This window comes from Pseudomonas sp. NBRC 111133 (genome assembly GCF_001320605.1).
Classification (GTDB): domain Bacteria; phylum Pseudomonadota; class Gammaproteobacteria; order Pseudomonadales; family Pseudomonadaceae; genus Aquipseudomonas; species Aquipseudomonas monteilii.
Map to the genome: position 1 here is coordinate 31,665 of NZ_BCBJ01000043.1, position 18,262 is coordinate 49,926.

At 63.4% G+C, this 18,262-nt stretch carries 19 protein-coding genes and 1 tRNA gene; 6 read left to right on the plus strand and 14 right to left on the minus strand.

The features are described 5' to 3' along the window. Positions 1–2: 2 nt before the first annotated feature. Positions 3–530 (minus strand): spore coat U domain-containing protein, encoded by a 528-nt coding sequence (locus APH36_RS08545; RefSeq protein ID WP_060498277.1) that lies wholly within the window; start codon positions 528–530, stop codon positions 3–5. A 253-nt stretch (positions 531–783) separates the two neighbouring features. Between APH36_RS08545 and APH36_RS08550 the strand changes: the two genes are divergently transcribed. Genes APH36_RS08550 through APH36_RS08560 form a run of 3 tightly spaced genes read left to right on the plus strand, consistent with a single transcriptional unit; the run spans position 784 to position 5,911 of the window. Further along, positions 784–3,033, plus strand: a complete 2,250-nt coding sequence (locus APH36_RS08550; RefSeq protein ID WP_060498278.1) for an ATP-binding protein — start codon at positions 784–786, stop codon at positions 3,031–3,033. 15 nt (positions 3,034–3,048) lie between these two features. Beyond that, positions 3,049–3,510, plus strand: a complete 462-nt coding sequence (locus APH36_RS08555; RefSeq protein WP_060498279.1) for a response regulator — start codon at positions 3,049–3,051, stop codon at positions 3,508–3,510. A 13-nt stretch (positions 3,511–3,523) separates the two neighbouring features. Beyond that, positions 3,524–5,911 (plus strand): response regulator, encoded by a 2,388-nt coding sequence (locus APH36_RS08560; RefSeq protein ID WP_060498280.1) that lies wholly within the window; start codon positions 3,524–3,526, stop codon positions 5,909–5,911. A 111-nt stretch (positions 5,912–6,022) separates the two neighbouring features. Here the strand turns inward: APH36_RS08560 and APH36_RS08565 are convergent. Then, positions 6,023–6,097 (minus strand) — tRNA-Gln (locus APH36_RS08565). A 275-nt stretch (positions 6,098–6,372) separates the two neighbouring features. Between APH36_RS08565 and zapE the strand changes: the two genes are divergently transcribed. Further along, positions 6,373–7,443, plus strand: coding sequence for a cell division protein ZapE (zapE, locus tag APH36_RS08570; RefSeq protein ID WP_060498281.1), 1,071 nt, complete (start codon positions 6,373–6,375; stop codon positions 7,441–7,443). A gap of 65 nt (positions 7,444–7,508) precedes the next feature. Here zapE and APH36_RS08575 read toward each other — a convergent pair whose 3' ends face one another. Then, a complete protein-coding gene (locus tag APH36_RS08575; RefSeq protein WP_060498282.1) occupies positions 7,509–9,398 on the minus strand; it encodes a propionyl-CoA synthetase in 1,890 nt (629 codons plus the stop codon). A gap of 178 nt (positions 9,399–9,576) precedes the next feature. Between APH36_RS08575 and APH36_RS08580 the strand changes: the two genes are divergently transcribed. Then, positions 9,577–10,443, plus strand: coding sequence for a LysR family transcriptional regulator (locus tag APH36_RS08580; RefSeq protein ID WP_060498283.1), 867 nt, complete (start codon positions 9,577–9,579; stop codon positions 10,441–10,443). Here the strand turns inward: APH36_RS08580 and APH36_RS08585 are convergent. The 5 genes from APH36_RS08585 to APH36_RS08605 all read right to left on the minus strand — a co-directional run bounded on the left by APH36_RS08585 (position 10,417) and on the right by APH36_RS08605 (position 14,431). Continuing rightward, complete coding sequence (locus tag APH36_RS08585; protein ID WP_060498284.1) at positions 10,417–11,571, minus strand: HPP family protein; 1,155 nt, start codon at positions 11,569–11,571, stop codon at positions 10,417–10,419. The two genes, APH36_RS08580 and APH36_RS08585, sit on opposite strands and share 27 nt — an antisense overlap. Before the next feature lie 252 nt (positions 11,572–11,823). Further along, entirely contained in the window at positions 11,824–13,143 is a 1,320-nt protein-coding gene (locus APH36_RS08590; RefSeq protein ID WP_060498285.1) for a sensor histidine kinase, read from the minus strand. After that, entirely contained in the window at positions 13,140–13,808 is a 669-nt protein-coding gene (locus APH36_RS08595) for a response regulator transcription factor (protein WP_019097600.1), read from the minus strand. The genes APH36_RS08590 and APH36_RS08595 overlap by 4 nt, the downstream gene beginning before the upstream one ends. Further along, complete coding sequence (locus tag APH36_RS08600) at positions 13,809–14,123, minus strand: PepSY domain-containing protein (protein ID WP_019097599.1); 315 nt, start codon at positions 14,121–14,123, stop codon at positions 13,809–13,811. After that, on the minus strand, positions 14,123–14,431 hold the full coding sequence (locus APH36_RS08605; protein WP_060498286.1) for a PepSY domain-containing protein: 309 nt from the start codon (positions 14,429–14,431) through the stop codon (positions 14,123–14,125). Before APH36_RS08605 ends, APH36_RS08600 begins: the two co-directional genes overlap by 1 nt. A gap of 386 nt (positions 14,432–14,817) precedes the next feature. On the opposite strand from APH36_RS08605, the gene APH36_RS08610 reads away from it, so the two are divergent. Beyond that, on the plus strand, positions 14,818–15,996 hold the full coding sequence (locus APH36_RS08610; RefSeq protein WP_060498287.1) for a tyrosine-type recombinase/integrase: 1,179 nt from the start codon (positions 14,818–14,820) through the stop codon (positions 15,994–15,996). Here APH36_RS08610 and APH36_RS08615 read toward each other — a convergent pair. The 6 genes from APH36_RS08615 to APH36_RS08640 form a co-directional block, all read right to left on the minus strand. Beyond that, positions 15,993–16,286 carry a hypothetical protein gene (locus APH36_RS08615; RefSeq protein ID WP_060498288.1) on the minus strand — a complete coding sequence of 98 codons (294 nt, stop codon included), beginning with the start codon at positions 16,284–16,286 and terminating at the stop codon, positions 15,993–15,995. The genes APH36_RS08610 and APH36_RS08615 overlap by 4 nt on opposite strands. Continuing rightward, positions 16,283–16,576, minus strand: a complete 294-nt coding sequence (locus tag APH36_RS08620; RefSeq protein WP_060498289.1) for a hypothetical protein — start codon at positions 16,574–16,576, stop codon at positions 16,283–16,285. The genes APH36_RS08615 and APH36_RS08620 overlap by 4 nt, the downstream gene beginning before the upstream one ends. A 73-nt stretch (positions 16,577–16,649) precedes the next feature. Next, positions 16,650–16,874 carry a hypothetical protein gene (locus APH36_RS08625; RefSeq protein ID WP_060498290.1) on the minus strand — a complete coding sequence of 75 codons (225 nt, stop codon included), beginning with the start codon at positions 16,872–16,874 and terminating at the stop codon, positions 16,650–16,652. Between the two features lie 13 nt (positions 16,875–16,887). After that, positions 16,888–17,382, minus strand: a complete 495-nt coding sequence (locus APH36_RS08630) for a DUF2514 domain-containing protein (protein ID WP_060498291.1) — start codon at positions 17,380–17,382, stop codon at positions 16,888–16,890. Further along, complete coding sequence (locus APH36_RS08635; protein WP_060498292.1) at positions 17,379–17,918, minus strand: glycoside hydrolase family protein; 540 nt, start codon at positions 17,916–17,918, stop codon at positions 17,379–17,381. The genes APH36_RS08630 and APH36_RS08635 overlap by 4 nt, the downstream gene beginning before the upstream one ends. Before the next feature lie 60 nt (positions 17,919–17,978). Further along, complete coding sequence (locus APH36_RS08640; RefSeq protein WP_060498293.1) at positions 17,979–18,203, minus strand: hypothetical protein; 225 nt, start codon at positions 18,201–18,203, stop codon at positions 17,979–17,981. Positions 18,204–18,262: the final 59 nt, after the last annotated feature.

The window sequence follows — 18,262 nt, forward strand, 5'->3', positions numbered from 1 at the left end:
CCCTACCAGGTGACCGTGACTTTGAGCAGGTCGGCGTACAGCCCTGCATCCGGCACCCAGGCCAGTTTGTCGACACGCGCATACAGCGGCAGCTCGACCGAGCCACTGCTTGGCACCCGCGCCGACTGGGCCACGCCAACCTCCAAGGGGTCGCGCCAGGCAGCATCGCGGTACAAGCGATAAGGTATGGGCCGGGCCGTGCGGTCGTCGCTGGCCAGGTAACGCAGTTCGCCAACGCCGCCATGCTGGCCGCCGTCGACGCGCACTTGATAAGGGGTGCCCGGGTTGCACTCCAGGCGCGGCGGGCGCTGGCTCAGCAGAACCCCGCTCAAAGGCGCGCCAGGGCCGTCCAGACGCGCCGTCGCACCCAGGTCGATCCGCCCCAGCGCCTGGGCTCCCGCATCGCGTGCCTGGGTCACCAGCATGCAGCCACGCTGCACCAGTACCCGCACTTCCACGAGAAAATCCGCTGCCACGGTACTGCCGCTGAACAACAGGCCCAACAGCACGGCCACCAAGCGCTCCGTCACCTTATTATCCTTGTCGTTACGTCCTGAATTGAGCGTAGCAGCGAGGCAGCGCGACCGTGGTGGCATCAAGCCATTTTTTTGTATTAGCGATAAAGCGATACCGCCCCGTCAAAAAAAACCAGCACCGCGTAGAACCCCTCGCTACCCAATGCCTCCAATGGCCAGAGGCCGGTAAAACTGCTGATATTCTGTTAGGGTGACACACCTTATCCTGTGCCATACAGGGACGGACAAGACAGGAGCGTTTTCACTGATGACTGCAGACAACACGCTGGAAGAAGCCATGGAACGCTGTGCCCGGGAACCGATCCACGTGCCGAGCAGCATCCAGCCCCACGGTTTCTTGCTGGTGCTGGATGCCACCGACCTGTGCGTGCTGCAGGCCAGTGAAAATGTCGAACAGTGGCTGGGTTTGCCGGCCCGGGAACTGATCGGTTGCCAATTCACCCACCTGGTCGGCGACGGTTTTGACCTACGCGCGCAGCTCGCGCGCATACCCGACGATGAAATCTTCCCTTTTCACATAGGCGACGTGCGCTTGCGCCAAGGCGCGCCGTTCAGCACCCCGTTGCACCTGCTGGTGCACTGTCACGACGACGTGCTGGTGGCCGAGCTCGAACCCCCACGCCTGCCACCGGACCTGGTCGGGCAAGGCGACTACTACCCACTGGTGCGCAGCTTCGTTGGCAGCCTTCAGCTGGCCAGCAGCCTTGAAGACCTGCTGCAGCAAACGGTGCTGCAACTCAAGCGCATCACCGGTTTTGGCCGGGTCAAGGCGTACCGTTTCGATGCCGATGGCAACGGCCAGGTGCTGGCCGAGGTGGCCGACCCGGGCTACCCCCGTTACCTGGGCCTATGCTTCCCGGCTGCAGACATCCCGCGCCAGGCGCGCGAGCTGTACCGGATGAACCGCATACGCGTGATCGAAGATGCCAACTACCAACCCTCGCCCCTGCACCCGGCCACCAACCCGCGTACCGGCAAGGCACTGGACATGAGTTTTGCCACGCTGCGCAGCGTGTCACCGGTGCACCTGCAATACATGCGCAACATGGGCACGCTGGCGTCGATGTCGTTGTCGATCGTGGTCGACGGTGAACTGTGGGGGCTGGTGTCCTGCCACCATGAGCAGCCGCGCGCAGTGGACCTGCGTACCCGCACGGCCAGCGAGCTGCTGGCCAGCGTGCTGTCGCTGCAGATCGAGTCCCGCGAGGCGCATGCCAGCACACGCAAGCTGCTGGCGCTGCGCCAACACATCGTGCGCATGATCTCGTCCATGGCCGACCATGACAGCGTCAGCGACGGCCTGCGCGACCTGCCCCATGTGCTACTGGCCTTTGCCGATGCGCAGGGTGCCGCCGTGATCTCGGCCGAACGCTGCGACCTGATCGGCAAGACCCCGCCCGAAGCCCAGGTGACCGCGCTGGTACACTGGCTTGGCCAGCGCGGTGCAGACACCGTGTTCCACAGTGACAACCTGCGCCGTGACATCACCGACCTGCCCGAGCTGGCCGCCCATGCGGGCGGTGTGCTGGCGGTGGCCATCTCGCAGATCCACTCGCACTACCTGCTGTGGTTTCGCCCCGAGCAGGTGCGCACAGTGAACTGGGCTGGCCAGCCGACCAAGCAGGCCGGGCCGCAGGGCAACCTCGACCCGCGGCACAGTTTCGAACGCTGGCAGGAAGAACTGCGCGACTACTGCGAGCCCTGGGACCCGCTGGTGATCGAGGGCGTGATGGAGTTGCGCAGCGCGGTGCTGGGCATTGTGTTGCGCAAGGCCGAAGAGCTGGCGCAACTGGCAGGCGAGCTGCGCCGTTCGAACAAAGAGCTTGAAGCATTTTCATACAGCGTGTCCCACGACCTGCGCGCCCCCTTGCGGCACATTGCCGGCTACACCGAACTGCTCGGCGAAATCGAAGGCCTGGGTCTGAGCGAACGCGGCAAGCGCTACCTTCAGCATATCGGAGAAGCAGCGCACTTCGCCGGCAGCCTGGTGGACAACCTGCTCAACTTCTCGCAAATGGGCCGCTCGGCCTTGCGCCTGTCCGACGTCGACCTCAACACGCTGGTCGATGCGATTCGCAGCGAGCTGGCACCGGATTACGAAGGCCGCGCAATCGTTTGGGACATTGCTGAACTGCCCAAGGTGATCGGCGATCCGGCATTCATCAACATGGCCTTGCACAACCTGATCGCCAATGCCATCAAGTACACGCGTGGCCGTAACCCCGCGCACATTGGCATCCGCGCGGTACAGCACCCTGACGAAACCGAAATCATCATCGTCGATAATGGCGTAGGCTTCGACATGGCCTACGCCAACAAGCTGTTCGGGGTGTTCCAGCGCCTGCACCGCATGGAGGACTTCGAAGGCACCGGGATTGGCCTGGCCAGCGTACGTCGTATCATCGAGCGCCATGACGGCCGGGTCTGGGCCACTGGCCAGATCGACCAAGGTGCCAGTTTCCACTTCACCCTGCCGCACCACCCCGCATCCACCTGAGGCACCACTATCACCATGCTCAAACCCATCCTGCTGGTCGAAGACAACCCAAGGGACCTGGAGCTGACGCTGCTGGCCCTGGAGCGCAGCCAGTTGGCCAACGAAGTCATCGTGCTGCGCGACGGCGCCGATGCCCTGGACTATCTGCTGCGCCGCAATGCCTATGCCGATCGCGATGACGGCAACCCTGCCGTGCTGCTACTGGACCTGAAACTGCCGAAGATCGATGGCCTGGAAGTGCTCAAGGCAGTACGTGCCACACCCGAACTGCGCAGCATCCCCACCGTCATGCTGACCTCCTCACGGGAGGAGCCCGACCTGCTGCGCGCCTACGAGTTGGGGGTGAACGCGTACGTGGTCAAACCGGTGGAGTTCAAGGAATTCGTCGCCGCCATCTCCGACCTCGGGGTATTCTGGGCAGTGCTCAACGAACCGCCACCCGGCTCACTGCGGCTAAACCGTCGCGGTAGCAACTGAGGCCTCCGCAACGATGCAGCAAACGCCGTTGAAAATACTGATGGTCGAAGACAGCGCGATGGACGCCGAGCTGACCCTGATGCGCCTGGAGCGCAGCGGGCTGAATGTGCAGCACCGGCTGGTGTTCGACCATGCGGGTGTCGAACACGCCCTGCGTGAGGCCCACTATGACCTGATCCTGTGCGACTGCGTGCTGCCAGGCTCGTCCGGCACCGAGGTGCTGGCCATCGCCCAGCGCCTGGCGCCAGACATACCGTTCATTTTCCTGTCCGGCATCTATGGCGAAGAGCACGCGGTGGAAATGATCCGCCTCGGCGCCACCAACTACGTGCTGAAAAAAAACCTGCCGCTGCTGCCCAAGGCCGTGCGCCGGGCCCTGACCGAGGTGCAGGAACGCCAGCGACGGCGCCGCGCCGAAGAGGCACTGGCAGATGTCGAAGCCCGTGCCCGCATCGCTATCGACGCCGCCGGCATGGGCACCTGGGACCTGCGCCCGCAAGAAGGCTTGCTGCTGTGGGACGACCGCTGCAAGACGTTGTTCGGCCTGCCCACCAGCACCGAAATGAGCCTTGACGTGTTCTACGCCGGCATCTACCCCGACGACCTGCCACTGGTGCGCGAGGCGGTGGAGCACGCCATGCGCCCGGAAAGCGGCGGCCACTACCGGGTCGAGTTCCGTATTGCCCAACCCAACGGGCTGGAGCCACGCTGGTTGCTTAGCAGCGGCCAGTGCCAGTTCGTCAACGACCAGTGCGTGCGTTTTTCCGGCGTACTGCAGGACATCCACACCCAGCGCCTGGCCACCCAGGCGCTGCGCCAGCTCAACGAGATGCTGGGCGAGCGGGTGGAACGCCGCACCCGAGAACGCGACCGCGCCTGGGAGCTGTCGCAGGACCTGCTGGCCGTGCTCAACAAAGACCTGACCCCAGTCGCACTCAACCCCGCCTGGGAAGCCAGCCTGGGCTTCTCCCGCGAGCGTCTGAGCCAGTCCTCCTTGCTGCACCTGCTGCCCGAGCACGACCAAGAACTGTTGCTTACCGAGCTGGCCGCCCTCGCCCACGGCCGCACCAGTGCCCGCTTCGTCGGGCGCATCCAGCACGCCGGTGGGCAGCAGCGCTGGCTCTCGTGGGTAGTGGTGCCCGAAGACACCTTGCTGTACGTGGTGGCGCGCGACATTACCAGCGAGCGCGAAGCCGCCCTTGGCCTGGCAGAAGCCAACACGCGCCTGCGCGAGCAGATCAACGAGCGCGAACGCATCGAGGCGGCGCTGCAACAGATGCAGCGGCTGGAAGCGGTCGGCCAGCTGACCGCAGGCGTGGCCCACGACTTCAACAACCTGCTGACGGTCATCCTCACCGGCGCCAGCTTTCTCGAGCGCGACCTGGCCAAGGCCAACCTGGACAAAGCCCGCGCGCGCCTCACCCACATCCGCGAAGCCGGCGAGCGTGGCGCCAAGCTGACCTCACAGCTGCTGGCGTTTTCCCGCCGTCAGCGCCTGGAACCCGTGCCGCTGAACCTCAATCGCACCCTGGCCGGCCTGCAAGAACTGTTAAGCCGCACCTTGGGCGGTAACGTCTCGGTACGCCTGGACCTGGACCCGGCCCTGTGGCAGGCCCTGACCGACCCTACCCAGACCGAAATGATCATCCTCAACCTGGCGATCAATGCCCGCGATGCCATGCCCGATGGCGGCCAACTGACCCTGACCACTCGCAACACCCGCATCGATACCCGCCCGCAGCGCCCCGAAGACCCGGAGCCTGGGGAGTATGTGATGCTGAGCATCCGCGATACCGGCTGTGGCATGAGCGAAGACGTGCTGGCCAAGGTGTTCGAGCCGTTCTTTACCACCAAGGACATCGGCAAGGGCTCCGGTCTTGGCCTGGCCCAGGTGTTCGGCTTTGCCAAACAGTCCGGGGGCGGCGTGCGCATCGACACCGTACCTGGCCGTGGCACGCAAGTGGCGGTGTATCTGCCGGCGGTCAAGGAGCAGGCCATGAGCGAACCGGCCGTACCGCTGCTCAGGCAGTCGGTCAGCGACAGTGGCTGCAACCGTACGGTACTGCTGGTGGATGATGACCACCTGGTGCGCGACATGCTGGGCGACGTGTTGCGCCAGTACGGCTACCAGGTGCGCCAGGCGCACAGCGGCGAACAGGCCCTGGCCCTGCTGGATGGGGAAATCGACCTGCTGCTTACCGACTTCGCCATGCCCGAGTTCAACGGCGCGCAGTTGGCGCTGGCGGCCCGTGACCGCTACCCGCACCTGCCGGTGGTGTTTCTAACTGGCTATGCGGAGTTGCAAGGGCTGGATTTACCGGGCAGCGTGGTGATCCAGAAACCCGTGCAGGCGGATGAACTGGCCAGGGTGCTGAATGAAATGCTGGGGATTGCAGGTTAGTTGAGAGCGGCACACGGCCGCTCTACAAACATCGCGCAAAAACGACAAAAACGACAAAACCCAGCGCTCATTTTCCTAAGCACCGGGTGATATACGTTTGAATCTGGAAAATGGCAGGGGCGGCTGGATTCGAACCAACGCATGGCAGGATCAAAACCTGCTGCCTTACCGCTTGGCGACGCCCCTGTATCGGATGCAGCGTTTGCTGCTCTGACAATTCCAACTGAGTGACAACTGGGTTGTTGTCTTGGAATGCGCGGCACTTTAACAACAAAGTTTTGATCTGTGAAGCCCCTGATGAAAAAAAATTGCCAGAAAACAGCGAGTTAGTCATATTCCCCCACGCTGATGCCAGACCTATCGCATGAAGCGATCATTGCCGGCCACTTTCTGTATTGGCCAAAATGGCCGCCCTCGGGCAAGCTGCACGCTGCCCCGCCATCGCCCAAGGAGCTGTGCATTTGTCTGCCTGGATCCCCGCCCCACTTCGCCAGCTTGGCCAACGCCTGCGTGGCGCCGAAGCCAACCACAGTGAACTGCTCGACTGGTTCGAGGACAAAGCCCGCAGCCGGGGTTACCAGCTGAGTGATGGCCAGCGACGGGTGATCCAGTGCATGGCCACACAACTGGCACAGCTCGAACAGGGGCAGCCACGCAGCCTTTACCTGTACGGGTCGGTGGGACGCGGCAAGAGCTGGCTGCTCGATGGCTTTTTCCAGGCGGTGCCGGTGGACGCCAAACTGCGCCTGCACTTTCATGACTTCTTTGCCCGCCTGCACCAGGGCATGCACCGCCACCGGGCATTGGACGATGCACTGGGTGCCACACTCGATGACCTGGTGGGCGATTGCCGGGTGCTGTGCTTCGATGAGTTCCATGTGCATGACATTGGCGATGCGATGCTGCTCACCCGGTTGTTCAACGCCTTGTTCGCCCGTGGCGTGTTCCTGCTGGTGACCTCCAACTACGCCCCTGAAGGCTTGCTGCCCAACCCGCTGTACCACGAGCGTTTCCTGCCCGTGATCCGCCTGATCAACAGCGCCATGGAAGTGCTGGAGGTAGGCGGCGATATGGATTTTCGCAGCCTGCCGGCCAACCGCGAGCACCAGCGTTTCACCCAGGGCCATTATGTGTGGCCAGGCGATGCCGCGCAGCGCCTGGCGCTGAACGTGCCCCGCGAACAGCCGGTGATGCTGGAGGTGAACAAGCGCCCCTTACGCGCACTGGCCATCGAGGGCCGGCGGGTGGTGCTCGGGTTTGACGACTTGTGCGAAAAGGCCACGGCGGTGATCGACTACCTGGTGCTGGCGCAGCAGTACGATGAGTGGATCATTGATGGGCTGGATAACCTGGCGGAATGTTCGCTGGCAGCCCAGCAGCGCTTCGTGAACCTGGTGGATGTGCTGTATGACCAGGACCGCCAAGTGACGGTGATTGGCAAGCGACCGCTGGAAGAGAGCCTGGGCGGGCCGCTTGCCGACCTGATGCGAACCCGCAGCCGGTTGGGGCAACTGCACCAGGTAGCCCTTTAGATCGACATTGCCTGAAACGGCCTTTTCGCGGGTAAACCCGCGAAGAGGCCAGAACCGTCAGCTCATCAACACGCCCTGGGCAGATCCGCCAGCACCGCCTCGATCTCCCCCAGCACCGCAGGGTCATCCAGGGTCGAGGGCGGCACATACTCCTGCCCATCGGCAATCTTGCGCAGCACCGCCCGCAAGATCTTCCCCGAACGCGTTTTAGGCAAACGCTTCACCCGCCGAACCCGGTTGAAACAGGCCAGCGGGCCGATTGCCTCGCGCACGCTGCCCACCAGGTCCACCAGCAACTGCGCCTCGCTGATGCCCTCGCCGTCCTTGAGCACAACGAGCGCCAGCGGCACCTGCCCCTTGATCTCGTCGTGCACGCCAATCACCGCGCACTCGGCCACCGCCGGGTGACAGGCCACCAGGTCCTCCATTTCGCCGGTGGAAAGCCGGTGCCCGGACACGTTGATCACGTCATCCGTGCGCCCCATGATGTAGACAAAGCCATCATCGTCCAGGTAGCCGCCATCGCCTGTGTGGTAGTAACCCGGATAGGTGCGCAGGTAGGCCTGCAAGTAACGCTCGTGGTCGCCCCATAGCGTCTGGCTGCACCCGGGCGGCAACGGCAGCGCAATGACAATCGAGCCTTGCTGATCAGGCCCCAGCAAGTGGCCTTCGTCATCCACGACACGCACATGGTAGCCCGGTACCGCCCGGTTGCTTGAGCCCGGCCTGGCCGCGCTGCCTTCCAGCCCGACGCAGGGCGCAGTGACCGGCCAGCCGGTTTCGGTCTGCCACCAATGGTCGTGCACCGGCTTGCCACTGACCCGCTCCAGCCATTCATGGGTGCTTGAGTCGAGCTTCTCACCCGCCAGGAACAGCTGGCGCAGCGAGCTGAGGTCGTGCTTGCGGATCAGCTCGCCCTCCGGGTCTTCCTTGCGGATGGCACGCATGGCGGTGGGCGCACAGAACAGCGCATTGACGTTGTATTGCTCCACCACCCGCCAGTAGGCCGAGGCGTCCGGGGTGCGAATTGGCTTACCTTCGTAGAACACCGTGGTGCAGCCGCTCATCAGCGGCCCGTAAACGATCAGCGAATGGCCGACCACCCAGCCCACGTCGGAAATGCCCCACCACACATCGCCGGCCTGCATGCCATAGATATGGCGCATGGCATAGCACAGCGCCACAGCATTACCGCCGTTTTCCCGGACGATACCCTTGGGTTTGCCGGTGGTACCCGAGGTGTACATGATGTAAAGCGGATCACCGGCATCCAGTTCGACCGGGGCGACCGGCGTGGCGCCGGCCAGTGCCGCCTGCCAGTCCAGGTCGCGGCCTGGCTGCAGTTCAGCTTGCGCCTGCGGCCGTTGCAGCACCAGCACATTGCGCGGCTGGTGCCGGGCCAGTTGCAGGGCACGGTCGACCAGCGGCTTGTAAGCAATCACCCGGTCGAACTCCAGCCCGCAGGATGCCGTGAGCAACAGCGTCGGCCGGGCGTCATCGATGCGCAGGGCCAGCTCGTTGGCGGCAAAGCCACCGAACACCACCGAGTGCACCGCACCAATGCGCGCGCAGGCCAGCATGGCCATGGCCGCCTGCGGCACCATGGGCATGTAGATGATCACACCATCGCCCTTGTTGACCCCCAACTGGCGCAGCAAGCCGGCCAGGCGCGCCACTTCGTCGCGCAACTGGTTGTAGGTGTAAGCCTGCTGCACGCCCGTCACCGGCGAGTCGTAAATCAGTGCCAGCTGCTCGCCACGACCCTGCTCGATCTGGTGATCGAGGGCCAGGTAGCAGCTGTTCAGGCGGCCATCGGCGAACCAGCGGTGGGTACCGTCGGCGTTGTCTTGCAGGTTAAGGGCAGGCTTGCGGTGCCAGGCCAGGTGCGCGGCCTGTTCCGCCCAAAATGCGGCAGGGTCGGAAATGGAATGGGCGTAGCTGTGCTGATAGCTCATAGCGAAAGGAACCCGGTACTTGTTGTTATTGAAGGGCGAACCTTGAGTATGGACCGCTACAACAGCGCCGCCATGGGACTAAAGTCACAACCGACCTGCAAATTTGCAGACAACGCAAAAGCGCCCCTAACGGTGCAAAGCCTCTAGAATAGGCCACCCCTCAGCCACCGAGCAGCCCATGGATATCGAACAGGCCCGAACCTTTCTGGAAATCGTGCGTTGCGGCAGCCTGGTCGCCGCTGCCGAGCGCCTGTTCGTGTCACAGACGGCCATTACCGCCCGGGTGCAGCGCCTGGAGCAGCAATTGGGCTGCCAGCTGTTCGTGCGCAGCCGCAACGGTGCCAGCCTGACCAGCGACGGCGAGGCCTTTGTCAGTTATGCCAACCAGCTGGTGCAAACCTGGGAAGCAGCGCGGCGCGACCTGCCGCTGCCTGAAGGCTGCCAGCAGGTGCTGCATGTGGGGGCAGAAGTCAGCCTGGGTAACCCGATGTTGCTTGACTGGGTCACTGCCCTGCACCGTGAACTGCCCAGCCACGCCATACGCAGCGAAGTGAGCGACGGCGAGTCGCTGCTGCGCAAGGTCGAGATGGGCCTGCTGGACGCTGCACTGGTGTACCAGCCGACCTACGGGCCGGGTTTGCAGGTGGAACAGTTGATGGAAGAAAAACTGATCCGCGTGCGCCGCGTCGACCAACCCGAACCGTACATCTACATCGACTGGGGCGAGGCCTTCCGCCGCCGGCACGATGCCGCCCTGCCCGATTGCGCGCGCCCGGCGTTAAGCTTCAACCTCGGCCCGTTGGCTTTGCAGTTCATTCTCGACCAAGGTGGCAGCGGTTACTTTCGCACGCGTGTGGTGCAGGCATACCTGGACAGCGGTGTGTTCGAGCGGGTACCACAGGCGCCAGAGTTCACTTACCCAACCTTCCTGGTGTATCCACGCGAACACGACAGCGAAGCCCTTCAACAGGCCTTCGCTATCTTGCGCCGACTTGTAGCTGCAGGCGCCAGCGACTGGTCACAGCGCTGGGACCCGGTTATCTGACGCCTCGGCTTTGCTGAGCAAATGGCGCTTGAGGCCGGCAATCAGGTCAGTCTGGGTAATCACCCCCACCAGCTGGTCGGCGTCGAGCACCGGCAGGCAGTGCAAGCCCTGTTCGCACAACAGTGGCAGCAGGTGCTCCAACGGGTGCTGACTGCTGACACTCACCACCCGCCGGCTCATCACCTGCTCCATGCGCACCGCCTTGCGGCCAAACAGCCCGCGCCAGCTGAAACGGCCGCGCTGCATCGCCGGGCCAACCAGGTCGCTGAGGCTGACGATGCCCACCAGTTTGCCGTGCTGTAACACCGGCAGGGTTTTCAGGTGGTAGCTGGCGAGCATTTTCCAGGCCTGTTCAAGGGTGGTGTCGGGCGTGGCGAACTGCACGTCGCGGGACATCACCGAGGCCGCCGTAATACCGCCGAGACTGCGCTGCAGGGCGTGTTGCTCGGTGGCGAGGATGATGCGCTCCAGCTCGTCACGGGTGACGTCGACGAACTCGCCCAGCTGTTCCAGGGCCTGGTCCAGGTCTTCACTGCGGATGCCCACCCGCTCGCCGGGCAGCGGGTCATGGGTGTGGTGCAGGTCTTTGCGCGGCACCGCGCCTTTCGGGTAGCGCACGCCCGTCAAGCGGTTGTAGACAATCGCCACCGCCACCAGGATCAACGCATTGAGCAGCACCGGCTCCAGCAGGTGGTCGCCCATGGCGTTCAGCCCTGAGTCAGCCAGCACGGCGCTCACCGCCACCCCGCCACCCGGTGGGTGCAGGCAGCGCAGCAGGCACATCACCAGCAGCGAGATGCCCAGGGCGGCAGCGGCCACCCACAGCTCGGGGCCGAAGCCTTCACGCATGGCCAGGCCGACCGCGCCCGCCAGGGCATAGCTGCCCAGCACCGGCCAGGGTTGGGCCAGTGGGCCGGAATGCACGGCGAACACCAGCACAGCCGAGGCGGCCAGCGGGCCAAGCAGGTGCAGGGCGATACCGGGGCCATAGGCGATGCTGGTCAGCCAGCCGGCGAGGAACAGGCCGAGCAACGCACCGATAGCGGCACGCAGCCATTCTTTTGGGGGAATATTCAGGGGCGCCGGCAACAGCCGCTGCAGACGACTTTCGGAACGCGAGGCAGGCATTTGAGTAGTCGGAATCTTTGGTTTTTCTGATTAAAAAGAAAGCCCAGCCGAGGTGGCCTGGGCCTCGTATTGCGCGTGCAATACCACAAGGGGCTCCGTCCGTGGAGAGATGGAAAGCGCAGGGTTTCGTGAACGGGATTTTGCCGGGAGGGGGGAGATTGGGCTAATTCAAAAAAATGCGGCTGTACTGCAATTTTTTTGCAGTACTGATCATCCTCAAGCCCGCTCCCACAGGGGATCTCGGCCCCGGCATTATCGGGCCTTGCGCGGCAGGTCGATATTGACGCGAAGCCCACCCAGCGGGCTCTCCAGCAAGGCCAGCCGCCCACCCCAGGCCTCGACGATATCGCGCACGATGCCCAGCCCCAGGCCGTGCCCGTCCACCTGCTCGTCCAGCCGCGAACCGCGCTCCAGCACCTGCTGCCGCTGGCCCTCGGGAATCCCCGGGCCGTCATCATCGACCCATACCTGATAGCCCTCGGCGTTCGGCTCAATGCCAAGGCGCACTTCGCTGTCGGCCCACTTGCAGGCGTTGTCCAGCAGGTTGCCCAGCAACTCCAGGAAGTCCTCACGGTCCCATGGCAACAGCAAACCGGGGGGCACATCGCTGGCCAGCAGCAGCCCTTCCCCATGGATCATGCCCAACGTGCTCAGCAACCCCGGCAGTTCGGCATCGCAATCGAATTGCGCACCGGGCAAGGCATCACCCGCCAACCGCGCGCGATTCAGTTCGCGCGCCAACCGCTGCTGAATCTGCTCCAGCTGCTCACGCATCTGCGCCCGCACCTCGGGCAAGTCCTTCAGGCGCTCGCTGGACGCCAGGCTCAGCAGCACCGCCAACGGCGTCTTCAGTGCATGCCCCAGGTTACCCAAAGCATTGCGCGAACGGCGCAGGCTGTCTTCGGTATGGCTGAGCAAGTGGTTGATCTGCCCCACCAACGGGGCCAGCTCGCTGGGCACCTCGGCATCCAGTTGTGACCGCTGGCCTTGCTGCAGTTGGGCGATCTGCTGGCGCGCCCGTTCCAACGGCCGCAGCGAACGCGTTACGGTCATGCGCTGCAGCACCAACACCAGAATCAGTGCCACCAGGCCCATGCCAAGGCCGATCTGCTGCATGCGCCGAAAGCCCTCACGCACCGGCGAGTAATCCTGCGCGACGCTGATGGAGATGTCTTGGCCCAGGCGCCGGTAGTCAGCGCGCAGGGCTAGCAGTTGCTGCCCTTCCGGGCCGAGTTCATGGCTGTCGGAAAGGCCTGGCGCAGCTGGCTTGGGCATGTCCAGGTCCCACAGCGAGCGTGAGCGCCAGGTGCCTTTGTCGAAATCGATACGGAAGTAATAACCGGAAAAAGGCCGCTGATACGCCGCCGAGATGCGGCGCTCATCCAGCTGCAGGCCGGATGGCCCGCGCACCAGCGCCACCAGCAGGTTCTCGCTTTCCTTGCGCAGGCCGTTTTCCAGGTAACGCTGCAGGCCGGCTTCGAACAACCACAAGGTCAGTTGCGCCAGGACCACGCCGACGACCACCAGCACCGCGACCAGGCCAAGGCTCAAACGCGCCTGGATCGACTTCACCCGGTGCTCCCCGCGTAGATATAGCCTTGCCCGCGCCGGGTCTCGATCACGCTGCGGCCCAGCTTGCGGCGCAAGTGGTTGACGTGTACTTCCAGCACGTTCGAATCCCGCTCGGTTTCACCGTCGTAGAGGTGCTCGGCCAGGTGGCTCTTGGACAGGATCTGCTGCGGGTGCAGCATGAAGTAGCGCAGCAGGCGGAACTCGGCGGCGGTCAGCTGCACATCCACGCCATCACGGCTCACGCACTGGCGGCTTTCATCCAGGTGCAGGCCGGCAGCTTCCAGTGTTGGCTGATTGGCCAGACCACGCGCACGGCGCAGCAGCGACTGGATGCGCAGTTGCAACTCCTCCGGGTGGAACGGTTTGCTCAGGTAGTCATCAGCCCCGGCTTTCAGTCCTTCGATACGCTCGGCCCACGAGCCACGGGCGGTAAGGATCAGCACCGGCGTGGCCAGGCCGGCGGCACGCCACTGGGCCAGCACGTCCAGGCCCGGCAAGCCCGGCAGGCCAAGGTCGAGGATGATCAGGTCGTAGGGCTCGCTCTGGCCCTGGTACACCGCATCGCGGCCGTCAGCCAGCCAGTCCACGGCATAACCCTGGCGCTGCAGGCCGGTGGTCAGCTCGTCGGCCAGCGGTACATTGTCCTCGACAAGCAACAGGCGCATTCAGTCGTCTTCCTCGTCTTTGAGCAAGGCGCCGGTGCTGGCATCGAGCTTGATCTCGCGCACCACACCGTCCGCCGTCAGCAGTTCGACTTCATATTCGTAGCGATCGTCGTCCTCTTCCAGCTCGGCCTCCAGCAAACGCGCCCCGGGGTAACGCCCCAGGGCGGTTTCCAGCAACTGTTCGAGCGGCAGGATGACGCCCTTCTGGCGCAGCTTCAGGGCTTCGTCCTGGTCAAGGTCGCGGGCGGCGGCCAGCGAACACACGGCCAGCAGCGCCAGCGCGAGGTAGCGCGCTGGCCGCGGTAAGTGAATCATCAGTTGTCCCGCTCGTCCTTCAGCACTTCACCGGTCTTGGCGTCCAGCGCCACGTCCCATTCTACGTTCTGCGTGTCACGCAATTCGACCTTGTAGATGTAGCGGCCGTACTCGTCTTCCAGCTCCGAATCGGTGACAGTGGCGCCCGGGTGCTTGGCCACGGCGGTGGCTTTCAGCTCGTCGAGCGACTTAATGGTCTTGGCGTTGACCAGTTTGACCACTTCGTCAGGCTGTACGTCCTTGGCGAAGGCGGCATTGGCGCCCAGGACAAGGGCGGCGGCGGTGAACAGGGCAGTCAAGGTTTTCATCGTTCTTCTCTCCTGAGAACTGTGCAAGTTGTCTACGGGGTTAAGATTAACCACCGGTCCTTAATTCAACCTGAAAACAGCTGGCGCCATGATAGCGCAGGTCAAGACCACACCACCGGGCGGTTGCATGAACACCTGCAAGCCTTGTAGCGGGCATGCTGGTAGACTGCGAGCATTATTGATTCGCACAGAGTTATGACAGCGTGGAAATCTTCAAGGATTCCACAGTGGATTCCCGCCGAAAACCGAGCGATACCACAGACAGCCATGACGCCCTAAATACGGCGTCATTGGCGTATCGTCTCGTACCATGCTGTACCTTCCCAATCCCAAAAACGTAGTACATCATCCAGTACATCCAACACACAGCGAGAGGCAATGTACTAGTGGCGCTCACGGACACCGCGGCCAGGCAGGCCAAGCCCCGGGAAAAGGGCTACACCCTTGCGGACTCGCTCGGGCTCACGCTGTACATCGCCGAAACCGGCGTAAAGAGCTGGCATTTCAGGTTCACCTGGCTTGGAAAGCAGGCCAGGATTTCCCTTGGGACCTACCCAGAGATCGGTTTGAAGGAGGCACGTGCGCGAAGGGACGAGGCGCGCGAAGAGGTTGCGCAGGGAGTAGACCCACGCGAATCAAGGAGGATGAAGAAGACAGAGCGCCTTGGCGCCCAGGAGAGGACATTCCGCCGCGTCTACGACGAGTGGCTGGAATTTAGGAAGGGAAGCCTGACCGAATCGACGGTCAAGGTAATTTCTAACGCGATGGAACTGGATGTACTGCCCGCCTTCGGCATGCGTCAGATCGACTTGATCAAGCGGTCCGATGTGATCACGCTGATTCGCCGCATTGAGCGCCGCGGGTCGGTGACCACCGCCGTCAAGACCAGGCAGTGGATGGGCCAGGTTTTTCGGTATGCGATCGCCACCGGCATGATCGAGAACAACCCCACGGCGGAAATGCACACTGTCACCGAGAAGATGGCGCCGCACAGAAACCGACCGTTCCTCGACTTTTCGGAGATGCCGGCCATCATCAAGGCCATCGAGGAAAGCCAGTCAGGCCTGCAACTGCAGTGCGCCACCAAACTGCTGATCCTCACCGCCTGCCGGCCGGCTGAGGTGCGCAAGGCCGAGTGGTCGGAGGTCGACCTCGACACAGCGACCTGGTCGATACCAGCCGCCAAGATGAAGATGCGCCGCGACCATGTGGTACCGCTGTCGCGCCAAGCCGTGGAAATACTGCGCTCCATGCTGCCTATCTCAGGCGGGATGAAGTATGTGTTCCCAAACCGGTCTGACGCGGTTCGGCCGATCGGCATCAACTACGCCGTGAACCTGCTGGACCGCTGTGGATACACAGGCCGCCAGTCGCCTCACGGGTTCCGACACCTGTTTTCCACGGAGATGAACAGCCGTGGCTACAACAAGGACTGGATCGAACGCCAGCTGGCCCACGCCGACAGCAGCGCCATCCGTGACGTGTACAACCACGCCACATATATAGAGCAGCGCCGCGACATGATGCAGGCCTGGGCTGATATGGTGCTGCCGCAAAAAGGCTAAGGCATGGCCTTCCCGCCCCCCTTTATCACCTGGTGACCAAGATGGTTATCTGGCTCGTACTTGCCGAACAGGCCTATAGCCCAGGCCTCCTCGTGCTCCATCAGAGCCCAGTAACGAGACGCCTCGGACAGCCCCAGCATGTCGACCAGGTTCTCGGCGCTGACCTCTCGCCGACGATGGGCGGCATAGGCCATCTCATCGAGCACGGCAGCGCGGCCGTCCGGATCGGTGATCAGGGCGAACTGGTCGTTCAGCTCATCCAGCCAGGCCTGCGGTATCCCGGCCATCATTCTGCCCTGCACCACCAGGACTGCGCATACAGCACGCCGTCGACCTCCTCGATGCCGTTGATGTTTATGCCGAGTTGAGCCATGCCGTTGACCTTGGCGTCGTGCAGCCGGGGGATGATGTCGGGCCCCGGCGACGGGCTGAACACCCACGCCTGGGTCGAAACCCGGCCCAGCGGCTCACTATGATGGCCACCGATGTGGATGTCGGCCCGCAGGGGCTGGATCTTCCTGAGCTGATCGGAAGGGATGGCCACACCATTCACGCGGCGGCGAACGAGGAGAAAGTACATGCTGCACCAATACTGTATATCGATACAGTATCGTATATGCGGAATCCGCAGCGGGCAATCGCCGGCCAGCGGATCAGTGGAGAGGCGGCACATCCTTGCCGCGCATCGTGGCAATCACCCGAAGCTGGTAATCGGAGACCACCTGAAACAGCGACTCGGCCAGCAGGCGCAGGCGCTCGACCTCCGCCGCCGGCGCACCTCGATCCTGCGCCTGGTGATACTCCCGCATGGCGTCGACAGCCTGCTGAATCAGCGGCTCGCCGGCCTCGACCATTCCAATGAAGGTACGCTTGTCCACTGCCCTACCCCTATCACTTGATCAGGGCATTATAGGACGCTTCGCAGGCCTGGCCCGCTATTCGGGCTTGGTCATAAGCTTTCGCCAACTCTCCCGCTCGAGCATCAGCCCGTGTGAGCAGGTCGGAGAGCACCATGGCGGCGCGGGTGGCTGTCTCGCCTCTGGCGACAGCGGCGGTATCCGAGCCGGTGCAACTGACGGTGGCGGCGAGCTGGGTGGCGTCACTGCGCAGCCGCTGGCCAGCAGCATCGGCGTCAGCAGCGCCAACATCAGCAATCGTTCTTTCTTCCTGGGCATGGGCTCTCGCCTCCTCCTGCGCCTCGGCGCGTCGCTGTTCTTCCTGTCTGGCACCGCGCTCGCCGATTACCTCAGCTAGGCGATCACCACTGTCTCGCTGTGCTGACGCCTGGCCAGCAACAGCACGCTCCACCGACCGGCCATGCTGGTAGGCGCCCCAGTAGGACGTCACCACAAGGACCAAGGCTGCGGCCTTGACCCAGCCATTCACGCCGCCATCTCCCCACCGCAGGCGCTGAACATCGCCAGAAGCTGATCTTGTGGCTTGGCCTCGACCGCCCGCTCCGCTTCGTAGATGCCCAACAGCGCGGCCAGCTTGTGCTCGCGCTGGCCATAGCCAGCACCGGGCAGGCTGGCCCAGATCGGGGCGGCCTTGACTATCGCTTCGGCAATGCGACCGGCCTTGATGAGCGGCAGCGCGCCGCACTCCGTCAGCAACTTGATCGCAGCCAGGTCCTGGGCCTCGGGAATGAAACGGCCCTTGAACCCGTAATTCTTCACGATGGCGTCCCAAGTGCCGGCGAGGAACTGGTACCGGCCGGCAGCAGAACTGTAGATGCTGTACTTGGGCAGCCACACCTTCACCCTCGGGTGCCTCCCGTAATCGCTGAACAGTTTGCCACCCACTAGGACGTTGTACCCGTCGTCGCTGGCCTTGATAGTCGAAGTGCCTTCGGACCAAGCCAGCATGTCCAAGAAGGCAATCACGTTTACGCCGCCGGCAACTGCGGCAGAAATTCGGGACATGGTTTTCTCCAGGCAAAAAGAAGCCCGCGCTAGGCGGGCGTGGGTTGATTACGGGGTGCGTCAGGCGACAGGCGCTTCAGGCTCAGGCGCCGGATCGGCCGGGTCTGCGACAGTAATGGCTACCGTGGCGGTGTAGTCCTTCAGCACCTGTGCAACACAGACCTGGGCGGCCGGAAACTGGGTCAGGATCTCGCGCGCGCGAGCGTCAGCCTCTCCCTGGGTGGCGTAGCGGGTTTTGTTGGCAACTTCGTAGTCATTGCTCAGGTTGATGGCGACAAATGGCATGGGTTTTCTCCAGACAAAAAGAAGCCCGCGCTCAGCGGGCATAGATTGGTTTGTAGCAT

What these genes read in the sequence shown, in the direction of transcription:
- APH36_RS08550 (WP_060498278.1), top strand. Translation starts at nt 784, where the DNA reads ATGACTGCAGACAACACGCTGGAAGAAGCCATGGAACGCTGTGCCCGG.
- APH36_RS08555 (WP_060498279.1), top strand. Translation starts at nt 3,049, where the DNA reads ATGCTCAAACCCATCCTGCTGGTCGAAGACAACCCAAGGGACCTGGAG.
- APH36_RS08560 (WP_060498280.1), top strand. Translation starts at nt 3,524, where the DNA reads ATGCAGCAAACGCCGTTGAAAATACTGATGGTCGAAGACAGCGCGATG.
- APH36_RS08575 (WP_060498282.1), bottom strand. Translation starts at nt 9,398, where the DNA reads ATGAGCTATCAGCACAGCTACGCCCATTCCATTTCCGACCCTGCCGCA.
- APH36_RS08580 (WP_060498283.1), top strand. Translation starts at nt 9,577, where the DNA reads ATGGATATCGAACAGGCCCGAACCTTTCTGGAAATCGTGCGTTGCGGC.
- APH36_RS08585 (WP_060498284.1), bottom strand. Translation starts at nt 11,571, where the DNA reads ATGCCTGCCTCGCGTTCCGAAAGTCGTCTGCAGCGGCTGTTGCCGGCG.
- APH36_RS08595 (WP_019097600.1), bottom strand. Translation starts at nt 13,808, where the DNA reads ATGCGCCTGTTGCTTGTCGAGGACAATGTACCGCTGGCCGACGAGCTG.
- APH36_RS08600 (WP_019097599.1), bottom strand. Translation starts at nt 14,123, where the DNA reads ATGATTCACTTACCGCGGCCAGCGCGCTACCTCGCGCTGGCGCTGCTG.
- APH36_RS08605 (WP_060498286.1), bottom strand. Translation starts at nt 14,431, where the DNA reads ATGAAAACCTTGACTGCCCTGTTCACCGCCGCCGCCCTTGTCCTGGGC.
- APH36_RS08615 (WP_060498288.1), bottom strand. Translation starts at nt 16,286, where the DNA reads ATGATGGCCGGGATACCGCAGGCCTGGCTGGATGAGCTGAACGACCAG.
- APH36_RS08620 (WP_060498289.1), bottom strand. Translation starts at nt 16,576, where the DNA reads ATGTACTTTCTCCTCGTTCGCCGCCGCGTGAATGGTGTGGCCATCCCT.
- APH36_RS08635 (WP_060498292.1), bottom strand. Translation starts at nt 17,918, where the DNA reads ATGTCCCGAATTTCTGCCGCAGTTGCCGGCGGCGTAAACGTGATTGCC.
- APH36_RS08640 (WP_060498293.1), bottom strand. Translation starts at nt 18,203, where the DNA reads ATGCCATTTGTCGCCATCAACCTGAGCAATGACTACGAAGTTGCCAAC.